At 51.9% G+C, this 19,761-nt stretch carries 14 protein-coding genes; 1 reads left to right on the top strand and 13 read right to left on the bottom strand.

Annotation, left to right across the window (positions count from 1 at the left end):
- Positions 1 to 11 precede the first annotated feature (11 nt).
- The 8 genes from nhaC to L975_RS03655 form a co-directional block, all read right to left on the bottom strand.
- Complete coding sequence (gene nhaC, locus L975_RS03620; RefSeq protein ID WP_052181249.1) at positions 12 to 1,460, bottom strand: Na+/H+ antiporter NhaC; 1,449 nt, start codon at positions 1,458 to 1,460, stop codon at positions 12 to 14.
- 151 nt (positions 1,461 to 1,611) lie between these two features.
- Complete coding sequence (locus L975_RS03625; RefSeq protein ID WP_047707302.1) at positions 1,612 to 2,379, bottom strand: AraC family transcriptional regulator; 768 nt, start codon at positions 2,377 to 2,379, stop codon at positions 1,612 to 1,614.
- Positions 2,380 to 2,418: 39 nt separating this feature from the next.
- On the bottom strand, positions 2,419 to 2,949 hold the full coding sequence (locus L975_RS03630) for a YbhB/YbcL family Raf kinase inhibitor-like protein (RefSeq protein WP_047707237.1): 531 nt from the start codon (positions 2,947 to 2,949) through the stop codon (positions 2,419 to 2,421).
- Between the two features lie 233 nt (positions 2,950 to 3,182).
- Positions 3,183 to 4,505, bottom strand: a complete 1,323-nt coding sequence (locus L975_RS03635) for an HlyD family type I secretion periplasmic adaptor subunit (protein ID WP_010863263.1) — start codon at positions 4,503 to 4,505, stop codon at positions 3,183 to 3,185.
- Positions 4,506 to 4,507: 2 nt separating this feature from the next.
- On the bottom strand, positions 4,508 to 6,244 hold the full coding sequence (locus tag L975_RS03640) for a type I secretion system permease/ATPase (protein ID WP_047707238.1): 1,737 nt from the start codon (positions 6,242 to 6,244) through the stop codon (positions 4,508 to 4,510).
- 73 nt (positions 6,245 to 6,317) lie between these two features.
- Entirely contained in the window at positions 6,318 to 11,639 is a 5,322-nt protein-coding gene (locus tag L975_RS03645) for a peroxidase family protein (protein ID WP_052181250.1), read from the bottom strand.
- A 679-nt stretch (positions 11,640 to 12,318) separates the two neighbouring features.
- Positions 12,319 to 12,696 carry a hypothetical protein gene (locus L975_RS03650; RefSeq protein ID WP_218185548.1) on the bottom strand — a complete coding sequence of 126 codons (378 nt, stop codon included), beginning with the start codon at positions 12,694 to 12,696 and terminating at the stop codon, positions 12,319 to 12,321.
- A gap of 64 nt (positions 12,697 to 12,760) precedes the next feature.
- The gene (locus L975_RS03655; RefSeq protein ID WP_047707239.1) at positions 12,761 to 13,315 is read right to left on the bottom strand and encodes a lysozyme inhibitor LprI family protein; all 555 of its coding nucleotides are present in this window, start codon (positions 13,313 to 13,315) and stop codon (positions 12,761 to 12,763) included.
- Positions 13,316 to 13,588: 273 nt separating this feature from the next.
- On the opposite strand from L975_RS03655, the gene L975_RS03660 reads away from it, so the two are divergent.
- On the top strand, positions 13,589 to 14,500 hold the full coding sequence (locus L975_RS03660) for a LysR family transcriptional regulator (RefSeq protein ID WP_047707240.1): 912 nt from the start codon (positions 13,589 to 13,591) through the stop codon (positions 14,498 to 14,500).
- Positions 14,501 to 14,684: 184 nt separating this feature from the next.
- Here L975_RS03660 and L975_RS03665 read toward each other — a convergent pair whose 3' ends face one another.
- The 5 genes from L975_RS03665 to L975_RS03690 form a co-directional block, all read right to left on the bottom strand.
- The gene (locus tag L975_RS03665; protein ID WP_047707242.1) at positions 14,685 to 15,233 is read right to left on the bottom strand and encodes an NADPH-dependent FMN reductase; all 549 of its coding nucleotides are present in this window, start codon (positions 15,231 to 15,233) and stop codon (positions 14,685 to 14,687) included.
- A gap of 602 nt (positions 15,234 to 15,835) precedes the next feature.
- Positions 15,836 to 16,114 (bottom strand): hypothetical protein, encoded by a 279-nt coding sequence (locus L975_RS03670; protein ID WP_047707244.1) that lies wholly within the window; start codon positions 16,112 to 16,114, stop codon positions 15,836 to 15,838.
- Positions 16,115 to 16,367: 253 nt separating this feature from the next.
- Entirely contained in the window at positions 16,368 to 16,793 is a 426-nt protein-coding gene (locus L975_RS03675; RefSeq protein ID WP_010863271.1) for an H-NS family nucleoid-associated regulatory protein, read from the bottom strand.
- A gap of 505 nt (positions 16,794 to 17,298) precedes the next feature.
- Positions 17,299 to 17,913: a carboxymuconolactone decarboxylase family protein gene (locus L975_RS03680; RefSeq protein WP_047707245.1), complete on the bottom strand. Its 615-nt coding sequence runs from the start codon at positions 17,911 to 17,913 to the stop codon at positions 17,299 to 17,301.
- Positions 17,914 to 19,040: 1,127 nt separating this feature from the next.
- Positions 19,041 to 19,712, bottom strand: a complete 672-nt coding sequence (locus L975_RS03690) for a hypothetical protein (RefSeq protein ID WP_156121085.1) — start codon at positions 19,710 to 19,712, stop codon at positions 19,041 to 19,043.
- Positions 19,713 to 19,761: the final 49 nt, after the last annotated feature.

Consider the following 19,761-nt stretch of genomic DNA (forward strand, 5'->3'; position numbering starts at 1 on the left):
GATAAAAACGCTTACTCGGCGGAATGCAGCTTCGATTTTGTTGGCTCAGAGGGTATCGGCTTAGCGGGAGCGTGCAGCACCGCTAACCCGCCAAAGGCAAATACAATCGCCAACAACGGATTAATCAGATTCAAAAAGGTATACGGCGCATAATCGAATGCCGACACCCCCAACACTCCGCCCATGAAGGCGCCAGCGGTGGTCCACGGGATCAACGGCCCAGTTAAAGTCGCCCCTTCTTCCAAGGTGCGACTAAGCATGGCCGGCTGCAAACCGCGCTGGGCAAACTCTTGGCGAAAAAGATTACCGTTCACGATAATCGACAGATACACCTCGCCCATCAAGCCATTGGTGACAAAGCACGCGCCAATCACCAACGCCACCAGCGAGCCCAGCCGTTTCACCTGCTGCAATAATCCCTGCATGGCCACCCGCAAATAGCCCAACTCATCCAATAGTGCGCCCAAACACAGCGCCATAAATGACAGCGCAAAGGTGCCCATCATATTGATAATGCCACCGCGATTGAGCAGCGTATCCAGCGTTGCCAAACCACTGTGGCTGACATAGCCACTATTCATGGCGTTGAGCGCACTGGCCACCGCGTCACCTTGCCCCACCACACTGCACAGTACGCCCAGTAAGGCGCCGCCCATCAGCGCAATCAAGGCTGGCACCCGCAACACACTCATCAGCAACACCGCCACAATCGGCAGCAACAACCATGGGCTAATCACAAAATGCTGTTGCAGCGCCTGCAACAATTCGCTGACCTGCGTACTGCTGGCGCTCTGCGCCAGATGGTAATGCCGCCCGACCGCATAAAACGCGACCAAACTCAGCAAATAAGAAGGCACCGTGGTGAGTAACATCGAACGAATATGCGCAAATAAATCGGCACCGGTGGCGGCAGCGGCCAGATTGGTGGTATCCGAAAGCGGAGAGAGTTTGTCGCCAAAAAACGCGCCAGAAACGACCATGCCTGCGGTGATGGGCGCGGGGATCCCCAGCACTTGTCCCATCGCCATAAACGCCACCCCCATGGTACCGGCAGTGCCCCATGAGGTGCCGGTCGCCAGCGAGACTACGCTACAAACCAGCAAACCGGCCGGTAAAAAGAAGGCTGGGCTTAAAATCTGTAAGCCATAGAAAATCAGGGTTTGGATGATCCCGCCTTGGATCCAACTGCCGATCAATGCACCAATCAGAATAAAAATACACAGCGCGGGAAATGCGCGCACGATCCCGCTGCGCATTTTGTCCATGATCAGCGTAAAGCGCCAACCATCGAGCATCGCAATCAGCACCGTGACGGTTAACGCCAGCAGCAACAGGATCTTAATATCCACCTGATACGGCATACCAGCGGCCAGCGTTGCGATGATCAAAACCAGAATGGAGTAAGCCGCGGTTTTACTCGGCTGGGTTGTCGATGAAGCGTTCGATGGGGTTGAAGACATAACCATCCCAGATTATTAGCGTAGTTTGCTTCGAGTATAAGCACTGCGTTAGCAGACAAACACCGCTAAAGTATAAGGATATACTACTTACTGTCGTTTTATCACCCAAGTTGCCGACGTTACGCTCCGAGTAAACCACCACTCGGCAGCCTCAGTTGAGCGTCTGCACATATTGGCGTGGCGTTAAACCAAATTGCTGGCGAAAACGCGAGGAAAAACGCGCCGCCGACTGATAACCGCACGCCACCGCTACCTCGGTTTGGCTATGCGCCTGCTGCAGCAAACCCAACGCATAGCCCATACGCACCTCCGTCAGCACTTGACGGAAGGTCGTGCCTTCGGCGGCCAAGCGGCGGATCAAGGTCGCGCGGCTCATGGCAAAATGCGCGGCCACCGTTTCAATCCGGTGCTCATCCCCCGGATTCACTCCCAGATAGGTCACCAAGCGCTCGCGTACTGAATCGACACGCGTTGGAAACAATTGCGACAATGCGCCCGCCGCATGTAATTCGGCATACAGCGCCTGTAGCAGACAAGCTTGTGTGGCCGGAGCCAGATTTTGCTTGGGCATCTGCCAGAGCAAATCAAAGCAATAGGCTAACTGCGGCGTCACGGCCACCCGCGGCGCATCGAGCGCCGAGGGTGCGTCCGTCAACCACTCCGCGGGCGGCGCCGCATGTAAGGTCAGCATCCGCGAATAAAACTGTCCCGCCTGCGGCATGTTGACGAAGGTCAAATACTGACTGGCGGGGATCAGCAGCCAATGATCAGCGGCAAAACTCAAGGTTTGGTCATGCCACCACAACTGCTTTTCCCCCTGCGTCACCCAGATGATCGCCGGTGTCCCAATCAGCACATTATGCAAAGGTTGTTTACGTACCCCTTTGAATTCCGAGGCTTGGATCAGTGTCCGGCGCATCATCATCACTCCGCGGCACACAAGAAGGTGCCCAATCAATTATTCATTTACATAAGTGGCAGTCAGGGTGGCTTTACCTAACGCCGAGCTGTTCAGCATAAAGCCCACCAACGCATTGGACGCGTTTTCCGGCAATTCCAATTTTTCCGTTGGCAACGCCCAAACCGTAAACTCATAGCGGTGCATGCCCTCGCCTTTTGGTGGGCACGCGCCACCGTAACCGACAAAGCCATAATCGTTACGCATTTCCCGCGCGCCTTTAATGTGCCCAGAAGCGCCGCGCGCTAACGCATGCAGCGTCGCCGGAATATCTACCGCCACCCAGTGCCACCAGCCGCTGCCGGTTGGTGCATCCGGATCGTGCGCAGTGATCGCAAAACTGCGCGTACCGGCAGGCGCATCACGCCAAGTCAGCTGTGGTGATTGGTTTTCACCGTTACAACCCATCCCGTTGAAGGCAAAGGTCTCTGCCATCCGAGAGCCTTCTTGAATATCGCTACTGTTCAAGGTCATGGCAGAAGCGCCAAAAGAGACCGCGGCCATTAATGTGAGTAAGGAAACTGCTTTCATGATGATTCTCCGTTATCAGTTAACGAAGCTCAGTCTAGCGTTCCGGCCCGCGAAAAAAGTAACACAACAGCTCAATGAATGCGATAAATCGCCACCAGTGAGCCGTTGCGTTATTTTTTAATGGGAGGGATCGAGCAAAAGATAACGCCCAAAACGCAGAATGCGCCGAAAGCCGGTCAACCGACCTTCAGCGCCTGAAAAAATACCGCCAATGAGTATACAAACACGCGTCATCAATACTCTTTAAACGCCAACTCCAAACGCGCTAGCATCGGCTTAAAGAGATAACTCATCAAGGTACGTTCACCGGTTTTAATGGTCACACTGGCCGGCATACCGGCTTTGATTTTGTAATCGCCCAGCAAATGTTGACCTTCTGGCGAGATTTGCACTTCCGCCAAGTAATACGGTTGTTGGGTCAGTTCATCCGTCAAGCGGTCAGCCGACACCGTCAACACCTGCGCCGGAATAGACGGCAGCAAGGCATGGTTGAGCGCAGGAAACAGTACATCGACGGTCAAACCCGGGACCAATTTATCGATGGCATGCACCGGCACTTTAGCATCGATTTGCAGCGGCTGATCGGCGGCCACGATATCCATCAAATGCTCCCCGGGCTGGATCACCCCGCCCACGGTGCTGACTTTCACATCCAGCACAATACCATCGGTGGGTGAGCGGATCTCGGTGTTGTCCAACTCATGTTTGGTAGACACCAATTCATCCTCGAGCATCGCAATCTCTTTTTGTTTTAAGGTCAGCTCCGATTCTACTTCACGAATATATTCATGATGTACCTGATAGGCCTTAATTTTCAGCTCATTATGTTGGGATTTGAGCTTGGCGATATTTAAAATATCTTCAGACACACTGCCCGAGATTTCCGCCGCCTCGCGCTCTAACACCAGCAACTGCGCTTTCGGGTAGTATTTCTTCTCACTCAACGCGCGCACCGCGCCCAGTTCTTTATTGATCAAACTGAATTGATGCTCACGATACCCTTTGATTTTATTGAGGTTATCAATTTGCCCTTGCAAACCATCGAGCGTTTCTTGGATCATCGACAGCTCACCCTGCACGGTTTGGCGCCGCGTATCGAACAATTTGGCCTGCAAACGGCGAATTTCCGCTAGCCGCTTATAACCGGAGTATTGCTGCGTTAGCGCATCACTGAATGGGATCTGCGCTAACCCATCACGCTCGGCTAATAGCCGATCCTCAATGCTTTTCGCCAGCACATATTGCGCCACCAAGGCGCTGTAACGCATGTCGAGCTGGGTTTTATCTAAGCGCAATAAGACCTGATCTTTTTTAACCGCCTCCCCCTCACCGATGAAAATATCGGTAACGCGACCGCCACTTAAATGCTGAATGGTTTTGCGATTACTGGAAACCGTCACCGTGCCATCGGCCACAACGCCCGCATCCAACGGCGCCAGCGCCGACCACAGCACAAAGCCCCCAACACCGAGCACTATCACGATAATGCCACGCCACAGCGGCGCCCAAATATTGGTATCCACTGGGCCAGTCGTTTTCGGATGGGTCTTTTTCATGTTCAGGCCTCCCGCTGCTGTTCATTGCCGGCGCTCGCGCTGGCGACCGGCTTGAGAATATTGGCCTGCCGCAAATTAGCGAACACCTGATCGCGCGGACCAAACTCCTGCACCGCGCCTTCGCGCAGTAACAGCACTTTATCGACTACCCCCAACAGCGTCGGACGATGCGAGATAATCACCGTGGTTTGCCCTTGTGAACGCAAGGTCTTGATGGCGTTGATCAGCGCAAACTCCCCTGCGTCATCCAAATTGGCATTCGGCTCATCGAGCACAATAAAAGCGGGGTTGTTATACACCGCACGCGCCAAGCCAATTCGCTGACGCTGGCCGCCCGAAAGCTGGTGGCCACCAGCCCCGAGTAAGGTGTCGTAGCCGTGCGGCATGCGCAAAATCATCTCATGCACCCCCGCCAATTGCGCCGCAGCCACCACCAATTCGCTATCAGTGTGGCCAAAACGGGCAATGTTCTGCGCGATCGAGCCATCAAACAGCTCCACATCTTGTGGCAAGTAGCCGATAGAGGGCCCGAGCAGCGCTTTGTCCCACTGACAAATATCCGCGCCATCGATACGTACTTTGCCCGACAGCGGAGTCCAGACTCCCACCAACAATTTGGCCAGCGATGTTTTCCCCGAGGCCGATGGCCCAATAATCCCCAACACCTCACCCGGCTCTAAGTTGAGCGAGATATTACGCAGCGATGGCGTATGCTGACCGGGAGGCGCAGCAAACAACCCTTCCACGCTGATTTGGCCTTTCGGGCGCGGCAGCGTCAGCACCTCTTTGGGCTGCGGGTACTCTTGCAACAAGGTGGACAATTGCTGCCAAGCACTACGAAACTGGATGAACTGCTTCCAGCTACCAATAATTTGCTCTACCGGATTCAACGCCCGCCCTAAAATGATTGAGGCTGCAATCATTAAGCCCGGCGTGATATAGCCGCCAATCACCAGTAATGCCCCGGCGCCTAATGCCACAGACTGCAACAAGATCCGCACGAACCGGCTGATACTGCTAAGGCTGGCCGTTTTATCCGCGGCTTGGGTTTGCAGTAACAGCACTTTATTGTGTTGCTCCAGCCAGTGATGACGCAGCGCCGACAACATCCCCATCGCTTCAATCGCGTCGGAGTTTTGTAATTGCTTATTGAGTTTGCCCGCATTGTTAATGGTCAAGGCGTGCGCTTGCTGGATAGGCCGTTTAGTCACCAGCTCGGAGATAAGCGTCAAGGTAAAGAGAATTGCGATCCCACCGGCGGTCAAATAACCGAGCAGCGGATGCACAATAAATGCAATCAGCAGGTAAATAGGCGTCCACGGAATATCCAACAGGGCAAACAGGCTGTTACCACTGAGGAATTGCCGGATTTGCGCCAACTCGGCCAACGCTTGCGCCGGATTGTTATCACCGGTGGCAATTTTGCGTTTGAAGGCCGCACTGAACACCAACTGATTCAAATTCACATCTAAGCGATTCCCGAGCCGGATCATCACACTGGCACGGGCCGATTCAATCATGGCAATCAGGATATACAACCCGATCACCAACAAGGTGAGCATCAGCAAGGTGGTGGTGTTCTTGCTGACCAGCACCCGATCGTAGACTTGCAACATGTAAATAGCCGGCGCCAACATCAGCAGGTTTATCACACAGCTGAACACCAACAGCAGAACAAAAGCGGGCTTGGTCCCCTTCAGAGCCTCTTTGAGCTCGGTCGGTGTATGCTGTCGCGACATGCTGTTCTCCTCAAAAAGTCAGAGATCCAGCCCGTTGAGCAACACTCAACGGGCTGGTTGGCTAGAGACAGACTCAGATCAAGGTCGTTCCACTGGTATTGATGACCGGAGGCGCTGGGATCTCCAGAATAAAGTCATCAATGGAGATCGTGGTAGAATTAACCCCCACCAGCGTGATGCTATTACTGCCGATGTTAATCAGCGCATCACCACCGTTAGCGGCAATCCCAACACTGCTGGCAAAGTTACCGGCATTGATCCCCAGCAGGCTGATATCAAGATAATCCTGACGCCCCACGGGATTACTGTCGAAGCCCGCAATGGTGTCACGACCAAATCCAGCGCCAAACTGGAAGATATCGCTACCGGCATTACCATCCATCAGGTCGTTACCCGCGCTGCCGACCAGTATGTCGTCACCGGCACCGCCCAGTAAGGTATCCGCACCCGCACCGCCGACGAGAGTGTCATTTCCACTACCCCCTTGCAGGTTATCGACGCCGTCTCCACCATCCAGCAGGTCATTACCGTTTCCGCCAAGCAACCGATCATTACCGCCTAAGCCGAACAACGCATCGTTACCCGCGCCACCGGTGAGGGTGTTGGCCAGCCCGTTACCGGTCCCACTGAAATCGCCAAGACCGGAGAACACCAGCTGCTCGACATTGTCGGTCAGGACATAGCTGCCAAGGGTGGTTTGCACGACGTCAGTGCCGCCATTGAGCGCTTCAGTGACCAGATCGCCAACGTGATCGACAAGGTAGGTATCGTCACCGCTGCCGCCCGCCATCGCGTCGGCGCCCAGTCCACCATCCAGACGATCGTTACCGGCATCGCCTTGCAAGGTATCTTGGCCATCACCGCCATTTAGGGTGTCATTACCCGCGCCCCCCACCAGCAAATCGTCACCGGCCAAACCGTTCAGTACATCATTGCTGCCTTCACCGCGCAGAATATCGCTCCATGCGGTACCGGTCAGGGTATTGGCTAAGTTGTTACCGACTAGCAGATCGCCCACCGGTTGGGTCGGCGCGGAGGTCAGCACCACCGGAGCATTCCCTTCATCATCCACCACCGTCACTACCACTTGCAGCTGGCTGCCCACCACGGACTGCCCTGGCGTGAAGGTTGCCGATGTAGCACCGAGAATATCGACAAAGCCATTCACGGTACTCATCTGCCACTGGTAGCTGAAATTCCCGCCGGTTAAACCATCCGCATCGGCAATGCCGCTGACCACGGCGGTCAGCATCAGGCTTTCGGTTGGGGTCAGATCATTAATCAGTGGCGCACCGGTAGTGGCCTGATCTTTAGGCAGAACGGCGCTGGTTTGCCCTGATGTCAGGGTTTCCGCATCGCCCATCCGGTCAGTGAAGCTAGCCACCACCCGCAGCGGCGCACCCAGTACGGCATCGACCACGGTAAATTCCGTCCCGACGCCTTGATTTTGCCATTCACCGGCAATCAAGGCCTGCCAGGTCAAGGTAATCACCGCGGCCGCCGCAATCCCGTTACCATCTTGCAAATTGGTCAGATTGACGCGTAGCACATCACCTACTGCCGGAGATGGGTTATCAATGGTGAGGTTACCGGTTGCCGCTTGCGCGGTGATCCAGAGCTGTTCACCGTTGCCAAATTCCATTTTTTCCATGTTGAGCAAGCGGTCAGTACCATCATTGAGACCCAGCGCGGCATCCGGTGTCGCATGCTCAACCCGGACACTGCCATCTGCCATGCGAGTGAATTGATAGTTGGTGCTGAGATCTCGGTACACCGCGATATCCGTTTCACCGCTCGCTCCGTCATGCAAAATCTCACGCACGATAGACAACTGATGTGGCTTGAGCGTACCGGCCAGCATGAACGATTTCAGCTCATTCATACTGTCAGCACTGGTAATGCTCGGAAAGCCGCTAACGGCAATACGCACATTCAGCCAAGCATCGCCATCGATGATGTCATTGCCCGCTTTACCGGTAATGCGATCGCTGCCGCCACCGCCGAGCAAGATATCGCTGCCGTCATCGGGGTTGAACAGTACCGCATCAGCATTAGCCGCTGGCGTCACGCCGAGAATAGCTTGCAAGCCACTGATCCGATCGGCGCCGGCTTGGGTCAAGTTATTGGATAACGGTACCCCCTGCACCGGTGCGGTACCCAATGGCCGATCAGTGCCGGTCAGCACATCGTTGTGGCTCCAGCCCGACAATCCCTCGACCAAGTCAAAGCGGTCACGCAGAATAAAGTCTGGCTGATTGACGAAAATCGGAATGCCCAAGTCAGAGTTCGCGGCATTCGGATCGCCTTTGTGAATGGCCCAGTCAAAACCGGCCATACCGTTATTGCGCTGAATGCCGACACCTTGGAACATGATGTCATCACCGGCTTCGGCATCATAATCGGTATCGTTACCTTGACCGTTCAACACATCGTGACCAATGATGGTGCTGTTAAAGAACAACTCCGAGTTTTCACCGGCTAAGGTGTCGAAGCCGTCACCGCCCTCCATCCAGTCATCACCTTCGTTACCCAGCAGCAGATCACCGCCGGAGCCGCCCAGCACAAAGTCATTATCGCGCCCGGCAAACACTTCCTGAGCATCTTCGCCTACCACCACAAAGTCGCTACCGCTACCGCCGAACACCAGATCGTTACCGTTGCCAGAGAAGATGACATCATGACCGGCATCGCCGTGCAGGAAATCCGCCCCGCCGACCGGGGTACCGGTATCGGTGATGATGTCATTGCCATCGCCACCATGTACCACGTCGGCCTCATCACCGCCGTCGAGGCGATCATCGCCGCCATCCCCCCACAGGCTGTCAATGCCCTCGCCGCCAATCAGAGTATCGTTACCCGCCGAGCCGCCCAGCACCACATGCCCTTGTCCGGTATATTTCAGGTAAGCGCCATCCGCGGCCCCATCGCCGTTAACATCCGTGGTGGCCGCGCGGCGCACCAACAGAGGGAACAGCAGATCTTTGAGAGCATTACCCCAAGTGGGATCGGCTTCGGTTTGCAGCGCCCGATTGACCTCAAAAATGTGATCCGGTGTCTGGAACAGGTGCGCCGGCAAGTGCGACGAGCCATCTTGGCCCAGATCGCTGTTGCGCATGACCAAGGCCGTAAAGGAGTTGGCCTCCAGCTCATTGAGCATGTTTAAACCTTGCGTACGGCTCAGGTAATAGAAGCGATCGCCGTCTTGCAACATTTCCATCTGGGTTTCAAACACAAAGTTGAAGGTAGAGCCCAACATACCGCCAAACTGATTTTTCCGCTCCGCCAGCCCACCAATCCAAAAATCGACCATATTCAGGCCTGACTCACGACTCGCCCACTCTCCGGTGCTGTTGAAAAAATCAACCGCATCAGCAGGCGGTGCCGATACCCCATCCCCAAACAGTAAGAAATTAACTGCGTCGCGCTTACCTGCCAACGAGGTGGCATTGAGGATCAGATCATGCTGACCATAAGCGGCGATAAAGTTGATGATGGAAGCGGGATTTTTCAAGAACGACGCAAAATCAGCCCAACTGCTGTACGGGCGCAATTGACTGTTACCGGTTAGCTCGAAAAATTGCTCACGGGCCTGATTCAGTGTCGGCATGGCCGTATCGCGACCACGGGCAATGTTAAGCGCGCCCAAATCCAGCGGTAATCCCACCAAATTATTGCGCAGCGCCTCGGTAATAAACTCGTCAATTTCATTACCGACTTGCCGTGACATACCACGTACAATCGCCCCGATCGCCTGCTCATCGGTCACGGTCGCGCCATTAAGCTGATTGAACGCTACCGGATTGAGGAACGCTTGAATCAGCCCAATATCATCGCTTTGCATCGCCATGTCGGTACGAGCGACCGTTTCCGTCAGCATCGAGTGACCAAAGCGGTACACCACATGGGCAAATTCAGCGAAAATAGCCGGATTAATATCGGCGCTGTTCGAGAATACAAACGGGTCTACCGCCGGTTGTACGGTACGGGCAAACTCTTCAAACGCCAGATGTTGGTATTGCATCTCGGTGGCAAAACGCCCGGCTTGGAACAGATATTCGCCGTTCCATTGCAAGGTGCTAGGGTCCACCGGGATCTCCGTGATCTGGTGATTTGGCAGCAACCACTGGTTAATCAAATTGACATCATTACTTTGCAGTAGGGTGGTTTTGTACTGCTCCACCAGCCGATTATGCTCGCCGTGGAAGACCGCATGCACCGCCGTTAAGCCAATGTTTTCGTTACCCCGGCCATCACCAGTAATAAAATGGCGCGCCAATAACTCATCATCGTAGGTGCCGGGTGCTTGCACACCGCCAATCACATCATCAGCATCGGCCACCAGCCCCGCTTTCGGCACCGCGCTATGGGCAATATCATCTAAAAACGCATGTCCTGTACGCAGCGTATCTGCCGGTAACAAGCCACCGTTGGCCTCCACCAGCCCAGAGACCGTCACGATCTGTACTTTGCCGTTTTCGCTCAACAGTAAGTTGCCATAGCGGTCAGTGGCCAGTAACGGCACATTAAAAATATCCTGATCGGTCAGCGTAATGCCGAGTAGCAACTGCGCTTGCGCTTTCACATCGGCCCATGTGGCTAATCCGCCATTGGCACCACCCAGCAGATGACCAGTAGGCTCAGGTTTGCCATCCACCACGGTAAACTCTCGCAGGAAAATTTGATGCGAAGGATGGGAGGTGTAGGTCTGGTTTTGGTCAACAAACGGGGTGGTTAGGTTTTTGGTTTCATGGTTGGCATCCACTTCGGCGCGGGTTAATACCATAAAATTGGTATTCGAGCCTGCCACATACAAAGGATCATCCGGCTGTAGGGGAATAAACACAATGCCGTTACCGCCTTTGGGGATCAGATCCAAACCGTGGTCGAAGAATTGCCCAAACAGCGTCATCCAGCCGTTAAAGGCAGGCGACAAACCAATATCCGGCGACAAGTTGGGGATAGACAAACTGCCATTGCCGGAAATCGTACCGCCACCGGGCGCCTCTGCCAGCGTGTTATACGCATCCAGCGCCGCGGGATTGGATGCGGTTTGGTCGGAAATCAAGTTACTGATGATGCGCGGATCGGCGTCAATCACCATCCCCCCCAGCTGGGTGTAGCTGGTCATCGCATCGGCGCTTTGCCAGTTTAGTGCGGTGAGCCGCGGCATGGTCTGATCGGCTGAGCCAAACAACTCTTGCCCCGGTAACAGGTTATTCCACGACCCATCCACGGTACGAATGCCATACGGCAACAGTGGGCTGGTGACTAACTCGCGTAATACATCGCCATTAACACTGCCATCACTGTTGGTGGCAGCCTCGGATATCTTGATTTGCTGCAGAATAAACGCCAGATCATGCAGCGTAACGGTAAAATCATACTGTGAGGCCATGCGTCATTACCTTTTCACTTCAATGATTTACTCCCATTCACTCCCCGTTGGTTTACGCACAGGAAAGGAATGACCCGAATCATGCCGAGTTAATTGCATGATTAATATGGGCTTTAATTCCATTTGATATGGCCCACGACGATATACTGATGCAAAAGTACTAGGTGTAACCTCGCTCGCTTTCACCGCAAGGAATGAAAGAAAATACAAGGTTTTCCTGCACTAACCGGACTTACATGGTGTCGTTTTTATTAGCTGTTGAATGGACGATTCTTTTTAGGCCATACAGCTAATCATGGTCGGCCCTATCTATTCTTCAATCATGCTTTTTTATGAATTAAAAAAAACGGTATTAATACTTTTGCATATCGTCCTCAGCGTGGTCTTTACGCCTATACATCAAGCCGTCTGCCTTAAGCGTGCAACAAACGTAGGCGCGATGGGGCTTCTGGCGGTGAAATCAGGCAGGTTATCTCGACTAAGCAAGCCCAAAAACCACAGCGCAAAACCACTCCAGAAAGAAAATTAAAGAGAAGAGGAACATGACGCAGGGATCAGCAGCACAAAGCGTCGCGCCGCCAATGCGGCACGCAAGATGAGCAACGATACATAAAGGGAAAAGAGTGAAAGGATATGGAGACAATAAAATTCGCAGGGAAATAGCGAGCTAACGCTGCCGTTACGGCAAATAGCCCCGTAATTGACGCCAATCAGCAGCAAAGCGCTGACGTAAGAAAAAGACATGCAGCGCCACTCGCTGCCGGCGTAGCCAGCCACCACCCGTGACATACTGCCGATAATGACAAATATCCTGCCACAGCAGCTGCGGTTCAAACCCCGCCCACACGCTCGGCACCGGCGCTAACGCATTGGCATAGCATACCGGCGCGACCCACTCAAAAAAGAGCTGCTCAACATGTCTCGTAGGGAAAGCTCGCGCTTGAGCGGCGATGGCGTGGTAATCCACCACATTATCGACAAAAATATCTGACAAGGCTTCACACAGGCGCTGTACCTGCGCAATAGATGCCTCAACCGGCATGCCTGTATTCATCATAATTCTGACACTCTCCACATCCCTATTCGCAGCCTCCTATTCGCAGCAACCCTGCGTTTACTGGCTAGGGTTGGGTATATTCTTGCAACTCCTTAATGCGCTGCTCAGCGCGTGAACGCATACACCCTAAGTACATTGCATTACGAATGGTGCCTTGTGACCAGAAGGTATACACCGCCTGACAATCTTTTTCGCGAAAACTGATCCAAGCCCGCTGCGCAGCAATAAACTGCTGTTTCATCTGCGCAGGGCTATCGGGTTGCGCACTTTCAGCACTGATTTGCGCCAGCACCTCACGATAAACCTGATTTAATTGCGCTTCCGTTTGCTCCTGCTGCTTTTGCAGGCAAGCATTAATTTCCAGCGTATTGGCCGCATTACCACAATCTTGCTCAGGTGTTGATGCAGCGGCTGACGCCCCGTACGCCACAGGCATCACCGCCATCCCTGCCAACAGTAGGCTCGCCGTTAGCCATTCACGCGCTCGCATAAACACCGAGCGCCTTGCAACAGCGCGCAGCACTAATGTATTACAATACAACATAATCCCTCCAAGGATGTGTGACCCCAACAACACTGCCAGCATCAACGCTTTGATGCCGCTTGATGCCATAGCCATGGCGATCAGCTTAGCGCGATCGGTATCAACGAAAAAGCATCAGCTAAAAAGAGCCATCTAACCACCGGTGTCAAACCGGCACTGATCACCAAGCAACAAGATGCGAAGGCATTGAATAACCACGAGCGAATCGCCACAATGGCCGCCAATTCGCAGCGATGGTGAGATGCGGTGCGGCTGCTTATATTAGGCACTTAATTTCGGTGCTCTTATATTATTGCACGGGTATTAGCACGTACCGATATTGCCCCCACAACATGACGATGGAGCCTCATGGATCGGCTAACCGCACTGCAGGTATTTATTGCCGTCGTAGAGCAAGGCAGTTTAAGCGCCGGCGCTGAACGACTGGATATGTCACGCGCGATGGTCACTCGCTATCTGGCCGAGTTGGAACGTTGGATGGGCGCGCGTCTACTACACCGAACGACGCGGCGCCAAAGCTTGACTACCGCCGGCGAAGAAGCCTTGCGCTATGCTCGGCAGATGGTTGCGTTATCGGACTCCTTAGAGCAAGTGAGCCAACATGCCAACTCCGCACCGCGTGGGCAACTGCGCGTCACTTGCAGCTATTCGCTGGCACAACATTTTCTGATCCCCGCCGTCAGCGCCTATCAAGCGCAATGGCCCGAGGTTTCGGTCGATATCCTGCTGCAAGATAAAGCCGTTAATCTAGTGGAAGAGCGTATCGATGTGGCGCTGCGCATCACAGCCGAACTCGATCCTAATTTGGTGGCTCGTCGGCTCGGCGTGTGTCGCTCGGTCGTTTGTGCTAGCCCCGATTACTTACGTCGCCAAGGCTCGCCGCTCTCCCCGCCGGCGCTGACACAGCACAATTGCCTGACTTACACCTACTTTGGTAAAAGTGTGTGGGAATTTAGCGGCATTGATGGGCCGTGCAGCGTTGCCGTCAGTGGCAACTTAAGTTGCAATATCTCAACGCTGTTGCTGGATGCCGCTGTGCTAGGCAGTGGGATTAGCTTGCAACCGCTGGTCAGTGCTGCGCCTTATCTGGCGAACGGTCAACTCACCGCCTTGCTCACCGCATGGGAACCCAAACAGCTGGATGTGCATGCGGTCTACAGTACCCGCAAACAGATGTCGCCGTTGCTACGTCACTTTCTCGATTTCTTATATCAAAGCATGGCCGACGATCCACTCTGGCAACCCGCAAACGGACATTAACCTTCATGACGCAGCATAGGCCATAACTATAACCCATAACTAAAGACATAAAACTGAGCGCTGAACGATACTAATCAGCCAACCGATTCACCACCAAAACCAGCGCGGCACTCACAACAACTCATTAAGTGCCACGCTCAGTTAATCGACTGGTCTCTCCAACTTCTTGCCAGAACCGGCAGACTTAGCCGCGGCGTAATTTCACATCCGCCAGCAGCGCTTGCATTTGATCAGTGATCAGCTGCTGGATGCGCTGATCTTGCAAATTACCGTCACCGTCAAAGCTGTCGGTAAAAGCATTAGAAAACACTTCTGGGCGATTGAGTGGGAACAGATTCAAGAACACGCACACCTGACGCAAATGATACTGCGCGCGTGATGTACCCATCCCTCCGCCCGCCCCCATCAAGGCCACCGGTTTACCCGCGAGTAAGGAGTTATCCGGCTCACGAGACGCCCAATCCAAGATATTCTTCAACGCCGGCGCTATCGAATAGTTATATTCCGGACAAGCCAGCACTAACGCATCCGCCGCACCAATTTGAGCCAACACCCGCTGTACGGCAGCCGGCTTTTCTGTCACATCCGCGTTATAAAACGGGATATCGTGCAGATCCACAATTTCAAACTCCACCTCTGCGGGTAGCGCATTAGCCACCGCGCGTAACAGGCCTGAGTTACACGATGCACGACGCAAACTGCCTGAAATACCCAAAAATTTAACCGAACCCATGGTGTCACTCCTTGAATATCATGTTGAAGAACGCGTCTGGTGCAGCCTGAAGTCTCTGTTCGCGCCAGCAAATCGCCCTCATCTAGCGAAACGGCTTTGCTATAGATCTACCAATTCACTTTCTAAAGCCTATACCAAGAATGGATTACTGCACACGATGCGGATGTTACGGTTTATGGCTACGCTTGCCTTACCCAACAAGCCGGTACGTACATACTGCTCAGACGCACATTCTTATACCCACCCCCTCACCTTGTGACACGCAATCTATAGATAATCACGATCCATCCGAAGATAATCCGCCGGTTTTCTTGGTTCTGATCGTAGAGGCTTGCAGCGCCAGAAAGTGTGGAATATCAGCCAGCAGAATGCGCTTATGGGGTAAACCCAGGAGAATAATGCAGCGGAACAGGCGGTTCGCAGGCCATTTCATTGAGCGTATATCACCGTTAATGGCGATCCATCCGAAATGAATCCGGCGGTTTGCTTATCGGGCTGTGCAAAGATCTCTCACGCTAGCCTCTGAGCCCCACCCAATCTTAAGGCCGCGCCGTCAGTGGGGAGACAAGCTAACGTTAGGCTCAATCAGACGCTACAAAGTGCTAATAGGCAGGACAAGGAAGATAGCTCACTATCACCTGTTCAGGCGCATCTTCTTCCAACACATGAAACCCGGCTTGTTGGATATCCTCAAGAGCAGAGAGTACTGCTTCGCATTCATTTTCCGCTAAACGCAAAAAATTGAGAAAACAACGATCTTGATAGGAGACTAATAACGCATCTGAACAGACTCGGCTTAGCTGGCGATCAAACAGTTCAAATTCTTCATCGGTCGGTAAACCCGTTGGCATCAAGTGAAGCGTAAATTCGTAAGTCTGCATCAGATCCCTCAGTAGACTGTATGCTGACCTGCGCAGGAATATCTCCTCAGCACGTTGTCAGTCTGGGCTTTCCCCATTGTTTCGTTCAGCCAGAGAAACAACCGCGGAAAATAAAAACGCCCTGTACATTAAAAAATGTCAGGGCGTTTGTAAATATCTGTGCAAATTACCGGGCTATTTTCAAAACAGATCGCAAAAAGTCATCTGTCTTAACCGATAAAAAGGCCTTTCACGGCTAAAAACCACCTAGCGATTACAGCTGAACTTTAATCAGGAAATCATCCAGGTTGGCACCCGCTTCAATTGCCTTGGTCAGAGCCAGTGGCATACGGCCTTGACCTGTCCACGTTTTGGTATTGCCGTTCTCATCAGAGAACTCATATTTTGCTGGGCGTGGGGCACGCTTGCTCTTCGCTGTTTTAACGGTAGTTTTGCTCGCAATATCCAGCAAGTCATTCAGATCAATACCATCATCAGCCAACATTTTCTTGTAGGCTTCCAGCTTCGCTTTTTTCTCTGCTTCTTCTGCTTCCTTGGCGGCGATTTCTTCGCGCTTTTCATTTACCACGGTAGACAGTTTTTCCAGCATATCCTCCAGCTCACTTAACGTGCACTGCTCACGGGCGAATGCCCGCAATGAGCGGATATTAGAAAGCAACTTGATAACTTGTTCACTCATTTTGATTCATCCTACGCGTAATAGTGAGTAATTTTTATCGTATATTAAACAGTAACTGAGCTCAAAAACATAGCCTAAGAAGCCACATTGAAGAAATAACGATAACTCTATCGCATTAATTTATTATTCTACGCAATCTGCGTAAATGCAAGTGAGCCAGATTAAATAGCCATTAAACATAGAGCTGCGAATTTTTCTTATTTTGAATCAAAGTGTGGCGTTCTTTATCTGGCTGTAACGGTAAATCCCGTCTGGCTTATACAGGATTATGCATGATATCAGGCGTAGCTGGCTATAGGTTGAATAAGGCCAGTAGCACAATTGCATATCCATCCGAAAAGCGTTTAAGACTTGGCTGTAACACTACGGCATATCCAGTAAGAAAGGAATGGCGGATTTATTTTTCCCCTATCCCTTTCATTTTCTACCTAAGTTTTCAGCAAGACCTCGCGCCAGCAAGCGAGTGGCGCGGTAATTAATACATAGTTTATACATAGTCTACCCATTACTTGGGTCGATTAGCCTCGTCAGCAGAATCGCTGTTGAGCGCATCAGCTGCGGTTTGTGGCACGGCCGAGCTTGATAGCGGTAAACGGCACAGTCCCTGCGCGGGTACATCTAAAGCTGTATTAAACTTGGCGGATAAATTCTGAAAAGCAATCAGCGCGGTTAACTCAATCAGGGTATCCTCATCGAAAAAAGTTTGCAGCTGCGCAATCATTTCGGCGCTAACTTTACGTCCGGTTATCGTCATCGCTTCCAGATAAGTAAATACCGCTTTTTCCTGCTCATCAAATAAATCACTGTCATGCCATTGCGATAATGCCAGCGCTTTTTCTTCGCATCCACACCGCTGCGCCAACTTCAGGCCATTTGCATCCACACAAAACGCACAATCATTGAGTTGCGATACGCGAACACAGACCAAGGAGCGTAATTCCGCAGATAAGGGGGAAGATTTGCGATCTAAAAAGCCAAAAAACCCGGCGACCAAGTAAAACAATACCGGCTTACGCCCCCATAAGCGGGCAGGATTAAGGATTTCACCGTAATGACGTTTCTGTAACCAGAGTAAAGGTCTCACCCACCAAGAGTAACGGGAAGAAGGTTCGATGCGCATGATTGCTACCTGTCTTATTTATAGGAACAACACAAAAGATCATAAATCAGGATCTTACGGCAAACACTGCGTCATATACCAGCGAAGTCGAAATAAAACAGCCATGGCCATTGCGCCGCATAACCGCAGCGGAGAAATAAGTGCCCGTACCGAAAGAAAATCAATGCAGAGAAAGGAGTGTGAAAAGAAAAACTGAGGAAGACAAAGATTTAGGTCTGCGTCGTTAATTGTCTTCGGACAATTACGCTTGATGCTTAGGTTATCTCGCATTGGCTTAGCGCAAGCTAGAGTCGCCCAAACCGTTCTACGACGCAGACTTTTTATAACACGATGTTATTTTTATGCTTTGTTTTCAGTGCAACTGGTCGGTGCACCTTGTTTCAGATAATAAAACCAATTTGTTCTTAAACGTGAACGTTTCATAATGTTACCTCACAATTTTTATTCTATCAGCCACCTTTGTTTTTTTACTGGACGGTTGTTATTCACTATAGGGTTAACATGATCCGGTGTTAATCGTTGTACCGCGATCGTATACCTAACCTGATGAATACAGGTAAAAATTAAAGGAATCTGATATCCATAGCCCACATCCCCGCGGCAGATTCATCGTATTTGAATTCCACCATATAACCGGTTTGTGGCAACTTTTTACAATGGACGTGTTCTGCAGAAAAATGAACATCGCCCCCTAAATCGCAGGTTATTACCCCCTGCCGGGTTTCCGGACTAAAACTCCGGACAATGCCTGTATGTACCATACTCTTGAATTCCTTATCAGGAGACAGAACCGGGCTAATGTAACGTGTGACTTCAGTAATGCTGTTGTAGTCTAAAAAGACGCTCAGCCGGCTGAAAACACGCTTAACTTATTAGCGGCGGTTAACTCAGTCAGCTCAGATTGATATCAGGTATTAGTGTAGGAGAGGAAAAAACAACGCTGTAAGAGAGAGGGCAAAGCAGCTGTATTCCGTAAAGCAACCTCAATAATGACTTAATATCAACCTTCAATATCTCCCGATGCTAGCAGATTTTTATGACTTGTAAAGCACTTTCTGCGCAAAAAAGCCGCAAATGAAGCCATAAAAGATGACATTAATCACATTTTATAGTTTCTCTCTCCGTCATTACGGCGCGCTTAATGCCAAGCTATCGGCTTGCTGTGGCCCAATCACATTTTGCGTAGCCATTTCGCCAACCAATAACCCCACCATTTGCTGAGCTAATGCCGCCATCGAATAACCCACTGGGGTTGTTTGCGTACTGCCCATCCAGCTAAATTTCTGATGCGGCACATTGTAGAGCGTGGTTTGCGCATAGATTTCTGGTGCTACATAAACGGTAGCAGGGAAATCATAGGTCGGTGCCCACAAGCCTTGATAATAACCTGGGAAGTTGTTCCATCCCCAAACCGGAGCCGGCGCGCTGTAAACCTGTGGCTGCGTCACTTTCATGACTTGGGTCGTTAGAATATTATCCAGATGTAGCTGCTTGGCCAGCGCTAACACCTCTTGGCTATGGTTATCGGCTGTATTGCTCGTTGGCGCAGAGAAATACAGGTATGACACCACTGCCTGAACTTGATGTTGGCGTAGTTGTTTGGCCAACTCATCTTCTAATAAACGGCGCGCCACCACATTCGGCGTTGCGACGACCACTAACGCGGATTTAGCAGGGAAACATTCGCTGCATTGCGGATTTTTCCACTGCCCTTCCAACTGCGTTGGGCCAACACAAGCGGAAAGCATAACCGCCATAGAGCTAGAGAGCGCGACGCGAAAAATCCATTTTGTTTGCATAATAGCTATCTACATAAACTTTTTGATGTAGATAACTATAGCGATCGCT

The sequence above is a fragment of the Plesiomonas sp. ZOR0011 genome (assembly GCF_000800945.1).
GTDB lineage: Bacteria > Pseudomonadota > Gammaproteobacteria > Enterobacterales > CAMTGL01 > Plesiomonas > Plesiomonas shigelloides.

What these genes read in the sequence shown, in the direction of transcription:
- L975_RS03635 (WP_010863263.1), bottom strand. Translation starts at nt 4,505, where the DNA reads ATGAAAAAGACCCATCCGAAAACGACTGGCCCAGTGGATACCAATATT.
- L975_RS03655 (WP_047707239.1), bottom strand. Translation starts at nt 13,315, where the DNA reads ATGGCTATGGCATCAAGCGGCATCAAAGCGTTGATGCTGGCAGTGTTG.
- nhaC (WP_052181249.1), bottom strand. Translation starts at nt 1,460, where the DNA reads ATGTCTTCAACCCCATCGAACGCTTCATCGACAACCCAGCCGAGTAAA.
- L975_RS03670 (WP_047707244.1), bottom strand. Translation starts at nt 16,114, where the DNA reads ATGCAGACTTACGAATTTACGCTTCACTTGATGCCAACGGGTTTACCG.
- L975_RS03675 (WP_010863271.1), bottom strand. Translation starts at nt 16,793, where the DNA reads ATGAGTGAACAAGTTATCAAGTTGCTTTCTAATATCCGCTCATTGCGG.
- L975_RS03645 (WP_052181250.1), bottom strand. Translation starts at nt 11,639, where the DNA reads ATGGCCTCACAGTATGATTTTACCGTTACGCTGCATGATCTGGCGTTT.
- L975_RS03680 (WP_047707245.1), bottom strand. Translation starts at nt 17,913, where the DNA reads ATGCGCATCGAACCTTCTTCCCGTTACTCTTGGTGGGTGAGACCTTTA.
- L975_RS03665 (WP_047707242.1), bottom strand. Translation starts at nt 15,233, where the DNA reads ATGGGTTCGGTTAAATTTTTGGGTATTTCAGGCAGTTTGCGTCGTGCA.
- L975_RS03640 (WP_047707238.1), bottom strand. Translation starts at nt 6,244, where the DNA reads ATGTCGCGACAGCATACACCGACCGAGCTCAAAGAGGCTCTGAAGGGG.
- L975_RS03690 (WP_156121085.1), bottom strand. Translation starts at nt 19,712, where the DNA reads ATGCAAACAAAATGGATTTTTCGCGTCGCGCTCTCTAGCTCTATGGCG.
- L975_RS03660 (WP_047707240.1), top strand. Translation starts at nt 13,589, where the DNA reads ATGGATCGGCTAACCGCACTGCAGGTATTTATTGCCGTCGTAGAGCAA.
- L975_RS03650 (WP_218185548.1), bottom strand. Translation starts at nt 12,696, where the DNA reads ATGATGAATACAGGCATGCCGGTTGAGGCATCTATTGCGCAGGTACAG.
- L975_RS03625 (WP_047707302.1), bottom strand. Translation starts at nt 2,379, where the DNA reads ATGCGCCGGACACTGATCCAAGCCTCGGAATTCAAAGGGGTACGTAAA.
- L975_RS03630 (WP_047707237.1), bottom strand. Translation starts at nt 2,949, where the DNA reads ATGAAAGCAGTTTCCTTACTCACATTAATGGCCGCGGTCTCTTTTGGC.